Source organism: Dactylosporangium sp. CA-052675, assembly GCF_050947935.1.
In the GTDB taxonomy this organism is placed as follows: domain Bacteria; phylum Actinomycetota; class Actinomycetes; order Mycobacteriales; family Micromonosporaceae; genus Dactylosporangium.
The window spans coordinates 6,503,874-6,519,581 of the sequence record NZ_CP192010.1; the positions used below are offsets into that span (position 1 = coordinate 6,503,874).

Sequence of the window (15,708 nt, forward strand, 5' to 3'; positions counted from 1 at the left end):
GCTCAGACCGCGGGTTCGGCGACCAGGCCGCCGTGCTCGCCCTCCGGCTCGGCCTCGCCCGGCTCCGGCTCGCGCGGTGCCGGCCGGGTCAGCGCGAACAGGCCGCAGACCACGGCGATGAACAGGTACCCGAGCGCCACCGGCCCGGCGGCGTTCCAGCCGACCTGCGCGGCGTGGATCAGCCCGACGAAGGACAGCACGGCGCCGGCCAGGGCGAAGATCCCCGCGTGGATGAAGCGCTTGTCGATGATGAAGGCCACGATCGAGCCGAGCACCAGGCCGGCCAGGATGGCGCCCTGGCCGAGGGTCAGCAGGCCGCCGTAGATGACGCCGTTGCCCTCGAGGGCGTCCGCGCCGACCTTCGCCGCGGTGGTTCCGGCCGCCGCGAGGGAGTTGTCGATCTGGCTCGTGGCCCACTGCGCGATGTTCGGCACCAGGGCCGCGATCACCGCCGCGGCGTGCGCCTTCGGGGTGAACTGGAAGGCCTGGGCGCCGATGAGCAGGCCGATGTAGAGCAGGATCGGCACGATCGCCGGCATCGGGAACACGGCGCCGAGCAGCCCGAACATGCTCAGGAAGCACAGCAGCGCGATGACGATGCCGGTGGCCATCGAGTAGCCGTTGCGCCCGCCGGCCTTCTTCCAGCCCGGGTGTCCGACGTAGACCGCCGGCGGGAACGGCGAGCCGAGCGCGGCGCCGACGATCGCCCCGGCCCCGTCGGCCAGCAGCACGCTGCGCAGGTTGTAGTTGTCGCCGGCCGCCGCCGCGCTCTCCACGTTGGACATGCCCTCGGTGAAGTTGTAGACGCCGAGCGGGATGGCCGTGGCCAGCAGCGGGGCCACGTCGGACAGGCCGGAGAACAGCAGGTCCAGGTGCAGGCCGGGCAGGGCGAAGCCGATCTCGTGGGCGGCCGCGCTGACCGCGTTGCCGTGCATGGCGCCGCCGATCCAGCCCACGGCCGTGCCGACGAGCAGCGCGGCGAGGCCGATCGGGAAGTTGCCGGGCAGTCTCGTGTCGGTGAGCAGGCCGATGAGCAGCAGCGCGAACACCGGCAGGGCGACCCACGCCAGGTTCCACATCCGGGCCGCGGGCAGCATCGCGATGAACGTGATGGAGATGCCGGCCAGCGTGCCCAGCAGGGCCGCCCGCGGTGCGTACCGGCGGATGTACGGCCCGACGAACGCGCCGATGAGCACGATGACGCCGATGATGAACGCCCACGCGAGGCCGGCCTTCCACGCCTTGGTCGCGTCCTGCGTTTTGAGGTACACCGGCAGCATGATGACGAAGATGACGATGAACATGTGCGGGACGCTGGGGCCGTAGGGCAGGGCCGTGACGTCGGTGCGCTGCTCCCGCCGGGCCAGGCGGCGGGCGAGGAAGGTGTAGTAGACGTTGCCGACGACGAGCGCGATGCCCAGGGCCGGCAGGATCGCGTGGAACACGTCGCGCTCGCTGAGCTTCACCACGAACAGGCACAGCGAGGTCAGGGTCAGCACGTTGACGAGCACGTTCACGCCGAAGCCGAAGAAGGCGTTCGTGTCGCCGCGCACCCACCACGGGATCTTCAGCGCGGCGGTCGGGGTCTCGGTAGCCATGTGGTCACGTCCTCTGCAGCGATGACTGGAGGGCGGCGATGAACGCCGGCGACTCGGCGACCCAGCCGAAGATGCCGCCCTGCGCGGCGATCATTCTCAGGCCGGTCTCCTGGAACTCCGGGAAGTACGAGCCGACGCAGTCGGCGAGCACGAGGCACTCGTACCCGCGGTCGTTGGCCTCCCGGACGGTGGTGTGCACGCAGACCTCGGTGGTGACGCCGGTGACGACGAGGCTGCGGATCCCCTTGGCGGTCAGCCGCTCGCCGAGGTCGGTCGCGTAGAACGCGCCCTTGCCGGGCTTGTCGATGACCGGCTCGCCCGGGGCCGGGGCGAGCTCGTCGATGATGTCGTGGCCGTACTCGCCGCGGATGAGGATGCGGCCCATCGGGCCGGGCGCGCCGATGCGCAGGCTCGGGTCGCCGCGGTTGAGCTTCGCGGGCGGGCAGTCGGACAGGTCCGGCCGGTGCCCCTCCCGGGTGTGGATGACGGTCAGGCCGGCCGCGCGGGCCGCCGCGAGCAGGGCCCGCGTCGGCTCGATGGTGCGGCGCAGCTGGGCGACGTCGTTGCCGAGGGTCTCGCCGAAGCCGCCCGGCTCCATGAAGTCGCGCTGCATGTCGATGACGATCAGCGCGGTGGTCGCGGGATCGAAGGTGTACGGTCCGGGAACCGCGTCGAGGACGGCCACAGTGGACACTCCTAGCCGGCCGTAGCCGCGATGAGGTCGCCGGAGGTGGCGACGCAGCCGAAGACCCCGCCCTGCATAGTGACCATGTGCAGGGCCGCGGCGTGGTTGGACGGGTCGGTGGCGCCGGTGCAGTCCGACAGGATCAGGCACTCGAAGCCCCGGTCGTTCGCCTCGCGCATCGTGGTGTGCACGCAGACGTCGGTGGTGATGCCGGTCAGGATGAGGTGCGTGATGCCGTGCGTGCGCAGGACGAGGTCGAGGTTGGTGGCGTAGAAGGCGCCCTTGCCGGGCTTGTCGACGACCACCTCGCCGGGCAGCGGCGCGACCTCGGGCACGATCTGCCAGCCGGGCTCGCCCCGGACGAGGATCCGGCCGCACGGGCCGGCCGCGCCGATCTCGGCCCCGATCCGCGCCGAGCGCCAGCGCTTGTTGGGCGGCAGGTCGCTCAGGTCCGGGTCGTGGCCCTCGCGGGTGTGCACGACGAGCATGCCGAGCCCGCGGACGTGGTCGAGCAGCTTCGCCGTGGCCGGCAGTCCCGCCCGGGTCAGGCCGATGTCGTAGCCCATGCTGTCGACGTAGCCGCCCGGCCCGCAGAAGTCGGTCTGCCAGTCGATGCACAGCAGGGCGGTGCGCCCGACCGGCACCTGCCCGTCGTAGGGCCAGGCGTAGGGTTTCGCGCCGACGACCGGGCCGATGGTTGCGCTCATGATCCCTCCTCGTGCCGGTGTGCCCGCCAGCCGCCGCTGGCGGTGATGTCCCGCGCGCCGGCGGTTGCGTACGCCTCGCACAGGAAGCCCTGGGTGACCGGTCCGTCCACGGTGGACACGAACCCGATCGACAGCGGCGGGGCGACGCCGGCCAGCAGCGTCCCCAGCGCCGCGCTCGGCAGCCGCCAGATCTCGACCTCGATCGCCGCGCCCGCGCCCGCGGCCACCCGCACCAGCCCCGGCACGCCGCTGGGCAGCCGATAGAGCCGGTAGCAGTCGGCGGTGCGGGTGGTGCGCGCGAAGTGCCCGCCGAGCGCGACGAGCTCGCCGTTGCGGGCCTCGCCCCGCAGGTGGTGCCCGACGACCGCGAGCTCGACGAGACCCTCGTCGGGCGGGGCTGCCGGCGGGGCTGCCGGCGGCGCCTGCCCCAGCAGCGCGGCGGCCAGCGCGAGCAGGGTCGGCTCGCTGAACGCGGGCCCGATCAGCTGCAGCCCGGCCGGCCGCCCGTCCGGCGTGTGCCCGTTCGGCACGCTCACCACCGCCAGATCGAGCAGGTTGGCGAACTGGGTGAACCGGCCCAGCACCGCGTTGCGCCCCAGCGGGTCGGTGGCGATCTCGGCGAGCGTGTACGTGGTGGGGATCGTCGGCAGCGCCAGCACGTCGGCGCGGGCGAAGAGCCGGTCGGTCGCGGCCCGCAGCTCGCGCAGGCGGTGCTGGGCCCGGAACGTGTCCGCGGCGGTGAAGCGGTGCCCGCCCCGCAGGATGCCGAGGGTCAGCGGCAGCACCTCCCCGGCGTGCCCGCGCAGGAAGTCCTCCAGGTCGGCCAGGCGCTCGGCGACCCACGGCCCCTCGTACAGCAGGCCGCCCGCCTCCAGCAGCGGGCCGACGTCGACGGGGTCCGCGCCGGCGGTGAGCCGGGCCAGGGCCGCACAGCCGGCGACGTAGCGCTCCGCCTGCCCCCGGTCGCCCTCGAAGTCCAGCGTCCCGGGGCGGGCCACGGCCAGCAGTACCGAATCCGGGGCCTTGGCCTGTGCCTTTCCCGTGCGGGACCAGGGGTCCTCCGGGTGCGGGCCGGCCGCGACGCCCAGGACGGCCGCGGCGTCGGCGATGTCGTGCGTGAAGACCGAGACGCAGTCCAGGGAGCGGCAGGCCGGCACGACGCCGATGGTGCTGAGCAGGCCCCGGGTCGGCTTGAGCCCGACGATGCCGTTGAGCGCGGCCGGCACCCGGCCGGAGCCGGCGGTGTCGGTGCCGAGCGCGAAGGCGACCAGCCCGGCCGCCACCGCGACCGCCGAGCCGCTGCTGGAGCCGCCGGCGATGAGGCCGCCGCCGTAGACGCTCTCCACGGCCCCGTACGGCGATCGGGAGCCGGTCAGGCCGGTGGCGAACTGGTCGAGGTTGGTCTTGCCGGTCAGCATCGCGCCCGCGGCGAGCAGGCGCTCGACCACCGGCGCGGTGCGCGGGGCGGGGTAGGCGAAGGCGGGGCAGGCGGCGGTGGTGGGCAGGCCGGCCACGTCGATGTTGTCCTTGACCGCGAACGGGATGCCGTACAGCGGCAGGTGCTCGCGGCCCCGCAGTTCCCGCGCCCGGCGCCGCAGCGCGTCCGGCTCGACCCGGCCGATCCACACGCCCTGCGGGGCGGGGGCGGCGATGACCTGCTCCGCGACGTCCTCCGGGGCGGTTTCGCCGCGCCGGTAGGCGTCCCGGAGGGCGGCGATCCCACGGTGGGTGTCGATGCTGGTCATGCTGTCGATTGTCGACAGTTCTGTTACGCGGGCCGGCGCGCCGTGTAACGCATCGATGTCCTGCGCCTCACGGCGCGACCGCCCGGGCGAGGGCCGCGGCTCAGGCCAGGTAGGAGCGGGCGCCGTGCTCGGCCAGCGCCTCCAGCACGGCCGCGGCGTCGTGGGTCCGCACCGCCTCGTGGAGACGCTCGTGGCGGTGCACGCCGTCGTGCGGGCGGGCCCGGGTGGCCTCGCGGCGCAGGTTGAGCGCCATGTACAGCTGGATCTTCACCAGGATCGACTCGTACGTCAGCGTCAGCTGGCGGTTGCCGGCCAGCGCCACCACCGCCACGTGGAACTCGCGGTGCGCGGTGGCCACCTCGAAGTGGTCGGCCCGTGCGTCCGCGGCCCGCATCGCCTTCATCGCCGCGGTCACGCCGGCCAGGTCGGCACCGGGCGGGGTGGACCGCACGGCGTGGCGCTCGAGCACGTCGCGGACCGCGTACAGCTCCTGGATGTCGGTGTCGGACAGGATCGCCACCCGCACCCCGCGCCGCGGCAGGTGCTCGACCAGCCCCTGCTGAGCCAGCAGCCGCAGGGCCTCCCGCAGCGGGGCCCGGCTGATGCCGAAGCGGCGGGTCAGCTGCTCCTCGACCAGCCGCTCCCCCGGCTCGGTGCCGCCGCCGAGGATCTCCCGGGTGAGCCGGAGCGCGGCGAGCTCGACCAGGCTCGCGCCCGGCAGCTCGCCGCTCTCCTCCTTCATCGCCACAGTGTGGCAGATGTGCCGATCGGGATCGGGTGGGGATTCAGGGGCGGACTCAGGCGGGGATGGTGTACGGGTCGCCGTACACCTTCCACGACAGCGGCGGGTCGAGGTCGAAGTTGCGGTTGCCGAGGAACACCCGCTGTTCGGTGTCGACCCGGCTGGTGTCGCTGTGCGCCTCCTCGGTCTTCATCGCCGCGACCCGCGCGTCGAGGAAGGCGTTGAGGTAGGTCGCCTCGTCGCCGCCCTGGGCCGGGGTTTTGGCCTTGGCCATGGCGGCCTTGCGGATGCCGCCGAAGCTGACGGAGCTGTTGCCGGGGCCGTGCATGACGATCGCGTCGTAGTAGATGAACTGGCCCAGGGCCCGCAGGCCGTCGGCCTTGGCCTGGCTGACGGACGGGTTGAAGTACACCCGGTCCCGCTCGTCGTTCTGGGCCTGCTGGAACGCCGGGTCGGCGGCGGCGGTCCTCCAGTCCTTGGTGAAGTTCGGGTCCAGCCCGGCGTGCGAGTCGCTGTTGTTGACGCCGCGCAGCGCCGGCAGGTACTTGGCCAGCACGTTGCCGGGCACCCGCTGGGTGTAGAGCTCGACGAGCTCGAGCATGTCGCCGGTGCCGGAGCAGAAGCCGATGATCCCGGCGGTGTAGCCGCGCCCGTCGCCGATGTCCTCGATGTAGCCGTACTGCGCCTTCCAGTTCAGCGAGGAGTTCTCCGCCGAGGACACCAGCTGCATCGCGATGTCCTTCTTGCGCGGGTCGTTCAGGTCCTTGCCCGGGGTGCCGGTGGGGCTCCTGGTGGGCGAGGGGCCGGCGGACGCGCTGCGCGACGGGGACGCCGAGGGCGAGGCGGAGGCCGGCGGGCCGGCGGTGCGCGACGCCGATGGCGAGGCGGTCGGGGTGCCCTCGGTGAGGGCGGTGCCGTACACCTTGAACTCCCACAGCGAGTAGCCCCACTGGGTGCCGCGGGCCGTGCCGAGCAGCCGCACGTACCGCCCGGTGCCCGACAGGCCGGTGAGGTCGTCGGTGCCGCCGTCGCCGCCGGTGGTGCTGTAGACGGCGCTCCAGGCGTTGCCGTCGGCCGAGGTCTCGATGCGGTAGGCCTTGCCGTAGGCCGCCTCCCAGTTCAGGTTCACGTGCGTGATGCGCTTGGCCGCGCCGAGGTCGACGCGGATCCACTGCGGGTCGGAGCCTTCGGCGCTGGCCCACCGGGTGCCGGTGTTGCCGTCGAAGGCCTGGGCGGCGCCGAGCGACGAGCTCTCCACCGACGAGGACGTCGCCGGGCGGCCCTGGGAGAGCAGGGTCTCGGTGGCGGCGTCGGCGCCCTGCATGACGACGACGGTCGTCACGGTGCCGGCGGCGAGCAGTGCCGCGGCGCCCAGGCCGGCCAGCCTGAGGGGGTGGTTCACGAGGTGCCTCCGGAAAAGGTCTGTCAGGCAAGTTGCCTGCCAGATCCTTTGATTGGAGTGCCTCGATGTCAAGGTTCCTAAATGAGACTTCATTTCACGTTATGGTTGGCGGCTCGGACCGCGGCCACGGGGCGCTCGGGCAGCCCGAGCAGCTCGAGCAGCTCGAGCAGCAGCACGACCGCGGCCGGCCCGAGCGGTCCGTACCGTCGCCGATAATGCACCTCTCAACCATATTTGACCGTTTTTCTCCGTACACTGGTGTCAGCGCGATTCGGGGAGGAAGTCATGTCGACGGTCCTGGTTGCCGAGGACGATCTGGCCATCCGCGATCTGCTCACCTTCCTGCTCGACACCTCCGGCCACCACGTGCTGGCCTGCGCCGACGGCGGCAGCGCGCTGGACACGGCCCGGCGCGAGCACCCGGACCTGGCGATCCTCGACGTCAGCACGCCCGGCATCACCGGCATCGAGGTGTGCCGGGCACTGCGCGAGCGGGCCGCCGACACCGAGCTCATGCCGGTGCTCATGCTCACCGCACACGGGCAGCGGCTGGACGCGGGCACCGGCTTCGACGCCGGCGCCGACGACTGTCTCGTGAAGCCCTTCGAGCCCAGCGAGCTGATGTCCCGGATCGAAACGCTGCTCGAGCGGTCGGGGGTCGCCTAAAATCCGGTCGACCGGATCGGGCAAGATGGTCGGGTGACGCACAGTATCGCTGACGACTGGGTTGCCCGCTTCGCCGACGAGGTCATCGAGGCCGCGAAGGACCGCGCGCCCGGCAAGCCCATCGTCTGCGCGTCCGGCCTGAGCCCCTCCGGCCCGATCCACCTCGGCAACCTGCGCGAGGTGATGACCCCGCACCTGGTCGCCGACGAGATCCGCCGCCGGGGCCACGACGTGGTGCACATCCTGTCGTGGGACGACTACGACCGCTTCCGCAAGGTGCCGGCCGGCATCGAGGGCGTCGACGAGTCGTGGAGCGAGCACATCGGCCGCCCGCTGACCGCCGTGCCCGCGCCGCCCGGCAGCCCCTACGCCAGCTGGGGCGAGCACTTCAAGGCGGCGATGGCGGCCTCGCTGGAGCAGCTCGGGGTGCGGTACCGCGGGATCAGCCAGACGGAGATGTACCGCTCGGGGGCCTACGTCGAGCAGATCCTCCTGGCGATGCGCGAACGGCAGCACATCGACGCGGTGCTCGGCAAGTACCGCACGAAGATCGCCCCCGAGGAGAACGACGAAGACGGCGAGGGCGCGACCGGCTACTACCCGTATCGGCCGTACTGCTCGGTCTGCAACCGCGACACGACCACCGTCACCGCCTACGACGACGAGACCACCGAGCTGACCTACACCTGCTCCTACGGCCACGGCGCCACGATCCTGCTGCGCGAGCACCACAACGGCAAGCTGGTCTGGAAGGTCGACTGGCCGATGCGCTGGGCCTACGAGGGCGTGCACTTCGAGCCGTCGGGGGTCGACCACACCTCCCCCGGCTCGTCGTACGTCGTCGGCACCCAGCTCGTCGCCGAGATCTTCGGCGCCAAGGCCCCGATCGGCCCGATGTACGCGTTCGTCGCCATCGCCGGGCAGGCCAAGATGAGCAGCTCCCGGGGCGGGGTGCCGACCCCGGCCGACGCGCTGCAGATCATGGAGGCGCCGCTGCTGCGCTGGCTCTACAGCCGCCGCCGCCCCAACCAGGCGTTCAAGGTCGCGTTCGACGACGAGATCCAGCGCATCTACGACGAGTGGGACACGCTCGGGCGCAAGGTCGGCGAGGGCACCGCGGCGCCGGCCGACGCCGCCGCCTACCACCGCGCGGTCGGCACGGCCGCCGGGCCGCTGCCGGTGACGCCCCGCCCGCTCGCCTTCCGCATGCTCGCCTCCGTCGCCGACATCACCGTCGGCGACCCGGCCCAGATGCTGCGGATCCTCACCGACGTCGACCCCGCGAACCCGATCGTCACGCTGGAGGAGGCCCGGCCCCGGCTGGACTGCGCGGTGCGCTGGGTCACCACCTACGTGGCCGACGAGCAGCGCACCCACGTGCGCGCCGAGCCCGACGCCGAGCTGCTGGCGTCCCTCGACGACGAGCAGCGCGCCGCGCTCGCCCTGCTGGCCGAGCGCCTCGAGGACCAGTGGTCGCTCGAGGGCCTGACCAGCCTGGTGTACGGCGTGCCGAAGATCCGCCTCGGCCTGCCCCTGGACACCAAGCCGACGCCGGAGCTCAAGGTCGCCCAGCGGGAGTTCTTCTCGCTGCTGTACCGCCTGCTCGTCTCCCGCGAGTCGGGCCCGCGGCTGCCCACGCTGCTGCTGTCACTCGGCGCGCAGCGGGTGCGGGCCCTGGTCGGCGCGTAAGCACGGCCGCCTTCCGGCGCGCACAGAGTTCGTAGGAGCCATGACGGGGGTCATGGATCGTCCCGCGGTGCTGCTCGTCGCCGGCCCGGCGCCCGTCGATCTTCCGCCTGGCCGTGCCGTCGCCGCTGTTCGGGGTGCCGGCGGCGGGAACGGCATGGAACGGCGTCATGGGTGCACGGCCTCACCAGGGGGCCGTGGACCGATCGGAGGACGCCGATGCGCCAGCAGGGTCAGCGGTTCTGGGAGTGGGTGATCTCGCCCAACCACAACGAGGTCGTCGTCGATGGGCCCGGCCACCACGAGGCCGTCGTCGAGAAGCCCGTCGCGCCCGGCAACGGGTCGTGGGACGACCTGTTCCGGGACTGGCGGATCTCGCCGAACCACAACGAGACCGTCGTCGAGGAGTAGCCGGCGATGCGCGCCGGGGTGCGGCGGATGCTCGTGCTCGCCGTGCGCCGGCGCGACCGCGGGGACTATCGCGGCGCCGGACGGCTGCTGCGGCTCGCCCTCGCGCACGCGGAGCACCGCTACGGCCGGCACGGCCTGCCCGCCGTCGACGTCCTCGGCGAGCTCGGGGTGCTGCACAAGCTCACCGGGCGCCTCGGCGAGGCGAAGACCTGCTACCGGCGGGCGCTGCGCGGGCTGCGTGCGCGGCGGCGGCCCGACCTCGACCGGTTCGCCACGCTGCTGCACAACGTCGGCGGGGTCGCGCACGCACAGGGGCGGCACGCGACCGGGGAGCCGGCCGCGCGGCGGGCGGTCGAGATCCGGGCCGCGCGGCACGGGGCCGACCATCCGGCCACGGCCGCCGACCGGGCCGCGTGGGCGGCGCTGCTCGACGGGTGCGGGCGCACCGGGCAGGCCGCGGCGCAGCTCGAACGGGCGCTGCGGGCGTTGCGCGACCCCGTCGAGATCGCCTTCGTCACGCACAACCTCGCCGCCGTCCGGCACCGGCTCGGCGACCTCGGCGGGGCCGCCGCCGGCTACGAGCGGGCGCTGGGGCTCAAGGAACGGCTGCTGGGGCCGGACCATCCGCAGCTGGCCGCGACCCTCGTCGGGCTCGGCGGGGCCCGCAAGCGGCCCGAGTACTATGAGCGGGCCATCGCCGTGCTGGAGCGGGTCGTGGACCCGCGCCACCCGACACTGGCCGCGGCCCGGCGCGGGCTCATCGCCCTGCGGCAACCGTGAACGCCGGTGCGGGTTCGTGGCCGTGCCCTCACGGAGGGTCCGGGCGGCGGTGCCGTACGGTGTTGCGGTGACCGAGCGAACGGATCTGCTGTCCAAGGCCGAGAAGCGCGCCGCCGCCAAGGCCGCCAGGGCCCGTGCCGCGCGCGCCGCCCAGCGCCGGCGAACGCTGTCCATCGTGGGCGCCGCGGTGGCCGTCGTCGCCGTGATCGCCGCCCTGGTGGTCCTGGTGGTCGTCAACGGCGGCTCCTCGGACCCGTCCGCGAGCCCGTCCGGCGCCGCCACGACCGAGGCCGCCGCGACCGAGGCCCCGTTCCCGCCGGTCCCCGCGGGCGCCGACCCGGCCCTGTCGAAGAAGCCGGAGGTGAAGGCCGGCGGCGGCACGCTGACCAGCCTCGTGAAGACGACGGTCGTCGAGGGCGCGGGCCCGGCCACCGCGGCGGGCCAGTCCATCACCGTGAACTACGTCGGCGTGACCTACGCCGACGGCAAGGAGTTCGACGCCTCCTGGGACCACAAGCAGGCGTTCACGTTCAGCCTCGGCGGCGGGCAGGTCATCAAGGGCTGGGACCAGGGCCTCGTCGGCATCAAGGTCGGCTCGCGGGTCCAGCTGGACATCCCGCCGGCCCTCGCCTACGGCGAGAACCCCACCGGCGGCCAGCCCGCGGGCGCGCTGCGCTTCGTCGTGGACGTCCTCGCCGCCCAGTAGCGCCGGGTCATTCCCGCCCTATGACGGGTGTCGTTCGGCGGGTGTCGTTCGGCGGGTGACTCCGGCGACGGCGGTCAGCGGCTCAGCCACTCCGTCAGCAGGGACCGTTCGCCGGGCGTCAGCGTCGGCAGGGTGGGGACCACGGCGCGGAAGGCCACGGCGAGGGCGGTGGCGTCGTCGCGCGGCACCGGTGCGGCGTCGTGCAGGATCGTGCGCAGCACCGCCTCGAGCATCTCCTCCGCCAGGGCCGGGTCGCGGTCCTCGGGGGGCGTGTCGAGCAGCGTGAGCACCACGCCGGTGCCCGCGGCGCGGATCAGCTCCACGGCCAGCGCCTCCGGCACGCGCAGCCGGCCCGCGGCGGCGACCCGGTGCACGCGGGCGCGCAGGACGGCCGCGCCCGCCTCCGCGGCCGGGGACGGGCGGGTGCGGGCCGGGTCGCTGAGCAGCGCGAAGAGGGCGCCGTTGGCCAGGCCGAAGCCGACGTGGGTGTGCCAGCCGGCGCGCAGGTCGGCGACCGGGTCGAGGTCGCCCGCGGACTGGGCCTTGCCGGCGACGTAGGTGGCGAAGACGTGCTCGGCGACGGCGTCGAGCAGCGCGTCCTTGTCCTCGAAGAAGCGGTAGATGGTCGGGGCCTGCATCCCGGCCTCCTGGGCGACCGCACGGATGGTCACCGCGGCCGCGCCCCGCTCGCGCAGCAGCCGCGCGGCGACCTCCACGATGCCCTGCCGCCGTGCATCCACGTAACGACGATAACACGGGCTTGTTAACGACGTTATTAACGGCGTTATGCTGAGGCCATGAACAATGATCTGATCATCGTCACGGGGGCCACCGGCGCGCTCGGCAGCCAGGTCGTGCGCCAGCTGCTGCGCCGGGTGCCGGCCGAGCGGGTCGCGGTCAGCGTCCGCGACCCGCGGAAGGTGGCGCTCGAGGGCGTCACGGTGCGGCAGGGCGACTTCGCCGCGCCCGCGACGCTGGACTTCACCGGCGCCGCGCAGGTGCTCGTCGTCTCCTCGAACACGCTCGGCCCGGCCGCCCTGGCCCAGCACCGGGCCGCGATCGACGCCGCCCACGCCGCCGGGGCCGGGCGCATCCTCTACACCAGCCACCAGGGCGCCGCCGCGGACTCCCGGTTCGCGCCGATGCCCGACCACGCCGCGACCGAGGCGCACCTGGCCGCGACGGGCACGCCGTGGACGTCGCTGCGCAACGGGTTCTACATGAGCACGATCGAGCGGCTGCTCGGCGGCGCGCTGCAGACCGGCGAGCTCGTCGCGCCGGCCGACGGGCCGGTGTCGTGGACGGCGCACGCCGATCTCGCCGAGGCGGCGGCCGCGATCCTCAGCGGCGCGGTCTTCGAGGGCCCGACACCCCCGCTCACCGCGCCGGTCGCGCTCGACCTGGAGGCCGTCGCCGCGCTCGTCACCGAGCTCACGGGCCGCACGGTGCGCCGCGTGGTGGCCGACGACGAGGAGTGGGCCGCGGGCCTGGTCTCCCACGGCGTACCGGCGGAGCAGTCCCGCCTGCTGCTCGGCATGTTCGAGGCGTCCCGCCGGGGCGAGTTCGCCGCGACCGGCCCGGCGCTGCGGGAGCTGATCGGCCGCCCGGCCACCTCGGTCCGCGACCACCTCGCCACGGTGCTCGGCTGAGCACGGCGCCCTCGACGCGCACGGCTCACCGCGCGTCGAGGGCCTGGATGAGGTCGGCGATGATGTCCTGCGGCTCCTCCAGGCCGACCGACAGCCGCAGCAGCGCCGGATCGATCCCGCCCGCGGTGCCCCCGTGCGTGAACAGCAGGCTCACCGGGTGCGTGATCAGCGTCTCGGTGCCGCCGAGGCTCACCGCGTTCAGCGCCAGCCGGGTCCCCTCCAGGACGCGCTGAGCGGCCTGCGCCGAGGCGACCGTGAACGACAGCATGCCGCCGAACCCGCTCATCTGCCGGCGCGCGAGCTCGTGCTGCGGGTGGCTCGGCAGGCCCGGGTAGTGCACGGCGGCCACGGCCGGGTGGGCGGCCAGGGCCTCGGCGACCGCCTGGCCGTTGGCGTTGTGCCGGGCCATGCGCAGCGGGAACGTGCGCAGGCCGCGCGCGAGCAGCCAGGCCTCGAACGGGTGGCAGGTCGGGCCGAGCACGCGCGCGGTCTCCCAGGCGCGCTCGATGAGCCCGGCCCGGCCCGTGAGCACGCCGGCGGTGACGTCGCTGTGGCCGTTGAGGTACTTCGTCGCCGACTGCACCACGAGGTCCACGCCGAGGTCGAGAGGGCGGGTGTTGTACGGCGAGGCGAACGTGTTGTCGACCACGAACAGCGCGTTCGGAGCGGCGGCCCGCACCGCGGCCAGGTCCGTCAGCACCATCGCGGGGTTGCTCGGGGTCTCGGCGTAGACGAGGTCCGTGTGCTCGTCGACGGCGCTCGGCAGGGTCTCCTGCGGCACCAGGGTGACGTCCACGCCGAAGGAGGGCAGCACGTCGCGCAGCAGCGTCAGCGCCGCCGTGTAGTGGTTGGTCTGGGCGACGACCCGGGTGCCGGAGCGCACGTTCGACAGCAGCGCGGCGCTGACCGCGGCCATCCCGCTGCCCAGCAGCAGCGCCCGCTCGGCGCCGTCGAGGTCGGCGAGCATGGCCTCGGCCTCGGCGGCGTTCGGGGAGCCGTAGCGCGTGTAGTACCCGACGGGCGCCACGGCCTCGGCGATCTGCGCGGCCTCGGGGCCGCGGGGCAGCTCATAGGTGCTCGTCTGATAGACCGGTGTCGTCACCGGGGTGCCGCCCGGCCGCTCGGGGACGTCCGGGTGCAGCAGGCGGGTCATGCTCGGGCGGATCTCCATGGGCCCAGTATCGCCGCTTCCGCGATGCCCGATTTGCCACGAACGAGAGGGTTCTTCGTTATGTTGCCTCCATGCGACATCGGATCGGAGCGGTCGTCCTCGCCATCGCGCTGCTGGGTGTACCACAGCAGGCATTCGCGGCCGACCAGCCCCAGACGATCGTGGTGCGGCCCGGCGACACGCTCTGGGGGCTCGCCCACCGCAACGGCACCACGGTGCCGGACCTGCAGCGCCTGAACGGCCTCGGCACGTCCACCCTCATCCGCGTCGGCCAGACGCTCGTCCTGCACGACGACGCGGCCGCGGTCCGGGCCCGCAGGACGGCGGCGGCCATCGCCTACGCCAAGGCCCAGGTCGGCAAGCCCTACAAGTTCGCCACCGCCGGGCCCGACACGTTCGACTGCTCGGGCCTGGTGATGATGGCCTGGGACGCGGCCGGCGTGCGGCTGCCCCGGGTCACGTACGACCAGATCAAGGTCGGCGAGCGGGTCACCCGCGCCCAGCTGGTCCCCGGTGACCTCGTGTTCACCAACAACGGCGGGCACGTCGAGCTCTACATCGGCGACGACCAGGTGGTCAACGCCGGCCACACCGGCGTCTCCGTGCACCTGCAGGACCTGCCCCGCGAGGAGCAGGTCGTCGCCTACGTCCACCTCACCGACGTGTGACGAGGTCCTCGAGGAGCCCGGCGAAGGCCGACTCGGCGGCCCCGATCGACGGCCCGAGGGCGCCCAGCCCGGCCGGGACGATCGGCGGGAGGGCGTCGCGGCGCCAGGCCATCGCGGCTCGCCGTACCGCCGCCGAGAAGACGTCCCCGGCCGACGCCAGCAGGTCCGCGCCCAGCCCGCCCAGGGTCACCACGGCCGGGTCCAGCGCGTTGAGCAGCGCCCCGACGCCCCGGCCGAACGCGCCGGCCGCCCCGTGCACGGCGGCGCGGGCGGGGCCGCCCGCGCGGCGGCCAGCACCTCGCCCGCGAAGGCCCGGGGGTCGGCCGGGGCGGGCCGGCCGAGCGCGCGGGCCATCGCCCGGCCGTCGACGGTCACGTCCCAGCACCCGCTCGCCCCGCACGGGCAGGCCAGCGCCGGATCGCCGAACGGCACGTGCCCGAACTCGGCGGCGCCCGGCGCCGGGGCGCCGTCGATGAGCACGACCCCGCCGACGCCGACCTCGACGGTCAGGTGGAGGGCGACCGCGTGGCCCCGGGCGGCCCCGCGCCGGGCCTCGGCCACCCCGGCGAGGGCCGCGTCGTTGCCGACGGTCAGCGGCAGCCCGCACCCGAGGCCGCAGAGGTCGACGTCGCGCCAGTTGAGGGTCGCGGCCTGCACGACGGTCGTGCCGCGCACGGTCGCGGGGACGCAGACCGCGACGCCCACGACGCGCTCGGCGTGCTCGGCGCGCAGCGCCCGCACCGCGTCCGCGATCTCGCCCAGCACCGTGGCGGGGTCGCCGCCGTGGCGGCGCACGGGCGCGGGGTCCAGCGCGCCGCCGACGGCCGCGGTGGCGACCCGCCAGGTCGCGTGGGTGAGCTCGACCACGGCGACGAGCGGCCCCTCCGGGTGCGCGACGAGCACGGTGGTGGGCCGGCCGCGCCCGGCGCTGGGCGCGGCGACCTCGCCGAGCAGCCGGGCCGCGCGCAGGCGCCCCATGACCTCGGTGGCCGAGCCGCTGCTGAGGCCGAGCCGGGCGGCCGCCTCGGCCCGGGTCACGCCGGGATTGGCGTGGGCGAACCGCAGCAGGTCTAGGGCGGCGGGCATTCCTCG

At 74.1% G+C, this 15,708-nt stretch carries 18 protein-coding genes; 7 read left to right on the plus strand and 11 right to left on the minus strand.

Annotated elements, in window-relative coordinates; all coding sequences use genetic code 11:
* Positions 1 to 2: 2 nt before the first annotated feature.
* From ACQP1P_RS28990 to ACQP1P_RS29020, 7 genes are all read right to left on the minus strand, one after another.
* Positions 3 to 1,598: a regulator gene (locus tag ACQP1P_RS28990; RefSeq protein WP_433075313.1), complete on the minus strand. Its 1,596-nt coding sequence runs from the start codon at positions 1,596 to 1,598 to the stop codon at positions 3 to 5.
* Positions 1,599 to 1,602: 4 nt separating this feature from the next.
* Positions 1,603 to 2,283, minus strand: coding sequence for a cysteine hydrolase family protein (locus ACQP1P_RS28995; RefSeq protein WP_433075316.1), 681 nt, complete (start codon positions 2,281 to 2,283; stop codon positions 1,603 to 1,605).
* Positions 2,284 to 2,294: 11 nt separating this feature from the next.
* Complete coding sequence (biuH, locus tag ACQP1P_RS29000) at positions 2,295 to 2,990, minus strand: biuret amidohydrolase (protein WP_433075319.1); 696 nt, start codon at positions 2,988 to 2,990, stop codon at positions 2,295 to 2,297.
* Positions 2,987 to 4,735, minus strand: coding sequence for an allophanate hydrolase (atzF, locus tag ACQP1P_RS29005; RefSeq protein WP_433075322.1), 1,749 nt, complete (start codon positions 4,733 to 4,735; stop codon positions 2,987 to 2,989). The genes biuH and atzF overlap by 4 nt, the downstream gene beginning before the upstream one ends.
* A gap of 100 nt (positions 4,736 to 4,835) precedes the next feature.
* The gene (locus ACQP1P_RS29010; protein ID WP_433075324.1) at positions 4,836 to 5,477 is read right to left on the minus strand and encodes a GntR family transcriptional regulator; all 642 of its coding nucleotides are present in this window, start codon (positions 5,475 to 5,477) and stop codon (positions 4,836 to 4,838) included.
* A 55-nt stretch (positions 5,478 to 5,532) separates the two neighbouring features.
* Entirely contained in the window at positions 5,533 to 6,879 is a 1,347-nt protein-coding gene (locus tag ACQP1P_RS29015; protein WP_433075327.1) for a chitosanase, read from the minus strand.
* An 89-nt stretch (positions 6,880 to 6,968) separates the two neighbouring features.
* Positions 6,969 to 7,100 (minus strand): hypothetical protein, encoded by a 132-nt coding sequence (locus tag ACQP1P_RS29020; RefSeq protein WP_433075330.1) that lies wholly within the window; start codon positions 7,098 to 7,100, stop codon positions 6,969 to 6,971.
* Between the two features lie 64 nt (positions 7,101 to 7,164).
* Between ACQP1P_RS29020 and ACQP1P_RS29025 the strand changes: the two genes are divergently transcribed.
* From ACQP1P_RS29025 to ACQP1P_RS29045, 5 genes are all read left to right on the plus strand, one after another.
* Complete coding sequence (locus ACQP1P_RS29025; protein WP_433075333.1) at positions 7,165 to 7,545, plus strand: response regulator transcription factor; 381 nt, start codon at positions 7,165 to 7,167, stop codon at positions 7,543 to 7,545.
* Between the two features lie 33 nt (positions 7,546 to 7,578).
* On the plus strand, positions 7,579 to 9,234 hold the full coding sequence (lysS, locus tag ACQP1P_RS29030) for a lysine--tRNA ligase (protein WP_433075336.1): 1,656 nt from the start codon (positions 7,579 to 7,581) through the stop codon (positions 9,232 to 9,234).
* 216 nt (positions 9,235 to 9,450) lie between these two features.
* Positions 9,451 to 9,642 carry a hypothetical protein gene (locus tag ACQP1P_RS29035; protein ID WP_433075339.1) on the plus strand — a complete coding sequence of 64 codons (192 nt, stop codon included), beginning with the start codon at positions 9,451 to 9,453 and terminating at the stop codon, positions 9,640 to 9,642.
* Positions 9,643 to 9,648: 6 nt separating this feature from the next.
* The gene (locus ACQP1P_RS29040; protein ID WP_433075342.1) at positions 9,649 to 10,422 is read left to right on the plus strand and encodes a tetratricopeptide repeat protein; all 774 of its coding nucleotides are present in this window, start codon (positions 9,649 to 9,651) and stop codon (positions 10,420 to 10,422) included.
* Between the two features lie 67 nt (positions 10,423 to 10,489).
* Entirely contained in the window at positions 10,490 to 11,128 is a 639-nt protein-coding gene (locus tag ACQP1P_RS29045) for an FKBP-type peptidyl-prolyl cis-trans isomerase (protein WP_433075345.1), read from the plus strand.
* 74 nt (positions 11,129 to 11,202) lie between these two features.
* Here ACQP1P_RS29045 and ACQP1P_RS29050 read toward each other — a convergent pair whose 3' ends face one another.
* Positions 11,203 to 11,868: a TetR/AcrR family transcriptional regulator gene (locus ACQP1P_RS29050; RefSeq protein WP_433075348.1), complete on the minus strand. Its 666-nt coding sequence runs from the start codon at positions 11,866 to 11,868 to the stop codon at positions 11,203 to 11,205.
* Between the two features lie 57 nt (positions 11,869 to 11,925).
* Between ACQP1P_RS29050 and ACQP1P_RS29055 the strand changes: the two genes are divergently transcribed.
* Entirely contained in the window at positions 11,926 to 12,777 is an 852-nt protein-coding gene (locus ACQP1P_RS29055; RefSeq protein WP_433075351.1) for an NAD(P)H-binding protein, read from the plus strand.
* Positions 12,778 to 12,802: 25 nt separating this feature from the next.
* Here the strand turns inward: ACQP1P_RS29055 and ACQP1P_RS29060 are convergent, their stop codons facing one another.
* Complete coding sequence (locus ACQP1P_RS29060) at positions 12,803 to 13,948, minus strand: trans-sulfuration enzyme family protein (protein WP_433075354.1); 1,146 nt, start codon at positions 13,946 to 13,948, stop codon at positions 12,803 to 12,805.
* Between the two features lie 71 nt (positions 13,949 to 14,019).
* Between ACQP1P_RS29060 and ACQP1P_RS29065 the strand changes: the two genes are divergently transcribed.
* Complete coding sequence (locus ACQP1P_RS29065; protein ID WP_433075357.1) at positions 14,020 to 14,616, plus strand: NlpC/P60 family protein; 597 nt, start codon at positions 14,020 to 14,022, stop codon at positions 14,614 to 14,616.
* Here ACQP1P_RS29065 and ACQP1P_RS29070 read toward each other — a convergent pair.
* On the minus strand, positions 14,603 to 14,809 hold the full coding sequence (locus tag ACQP1P_RS29070; protein WP_433075360.1) for a hypothetical protein: 207 nt from the start codon (positions 14,807 to 14,809) through the stop codon (positions 14,603 to 14,605). The genes ACQP1P_RS29065 and ACQP1P_RS29070 overlap by 14 nt on opposite strands.
* Positions 14,803 to 15,702, minus strand: coding sequence for an ROK family transcriptional regulator (locus tag ACQP1P_RS29075; protein ID WP_433075363.1), 900 nt, complete (start codon positions 15,700 to 15,702; stop codon positions 14,803 to 14,805). The genes ACQP1P_RS29070 and ACQP1P_RS29075 overlap by 7 nt, the downstream gene beginning before the upstream one ends.
* Positions 15,703 to 15,708: the final 6 nt, after the last annotated feature.

What these genes read in the sequence shown, in the direction of transcription:
- ACQP1P_RS29040 (WP_433075342.1), top strand. Translation starts at nt 9,649, where the DNA reads ATGCGCGCCGGGGTGCGGCGGATGCTCGTGCTCGCCGTGCGCCGGCGC.
- ACQP1P_RS29035 (WP_433075339.1), top strand. Translation starts at nt 9,451, where the DNA reads ATGCGCCAGCAGGGTCAGCGGTTCTGGGAGTGGGTGATCTCGCCCAAC.
- atzF (WP_433075322.1), bottom strand. Translation starts at nt 4,735, where the DNA reads ATGACCAGCATCGACACCCACCGTGGGATCGCCGCCCTCCGGGACGCC.
- ACQP1P_RS29065 (WP_433075357.1), top strand. Translation starts at nt 14,020, where the DNA reads ATGCGACATCGGATCGGAGCGGTCGTCCTCGCCATCGCGCTGCTGGGT.
- ACQP1P_RS29055 (WP_433075351.1), top strand. Translation starts at nt 11,926, where the DNA reads ATGAACAATGATCTGATCATCGTCACGGGGGCCACCGGCGCGCTCGGC.
- ACQP1P_RS29060 (WP_433075354.1), bottom strand. Translation starts at nt 13,948, where the DNA reads ATGGAGATCCGCCCGAGCATGACCCGCCTGCTGCACCCGGACGTCCCC.
- ACQP1P_RS28990 (WP_433075313.1), bottom strand. Translation starts at nt 1,598, where the DNA reads ATGGCTACCGAGACCCCGACCGCCGCGCTGAAGATCCCGTGGTGGGTG.
- ACQP1P_RS29075 (WP_433075363.1), bottom strand. Translation starts at nt 15,702, where the DNA reads ATGCCCGCCGCCCTAGACCTGCTGCGGTTCGCCCACGCCAATCCCGGC.
- ACQP1P_RS29010 (WP_433075324.1), bottom strand. Translation starts at nt 5,477, where the DNA reads ATGAAGGAGGAGAGCGGCGAGCTGCCGGGCGCGAGCCTGGTCGAGCTC.
- ACQP1P_RS29025 (WP_433075333.1), top strand. Translation starts at nt 7,165, where the DNA reads ATGTCGACGGTCCTGGTTGCCGAGGACGATCTGGCCATCCGCGATCTG.
- biuH (WP_433075319.1), bottom strand. Translation starts at nt 2,990, where the DNA reads ATGAGCGCAACCATCGGCCCGGTCGTCGGCGCGAAACCCTACGCCTGG.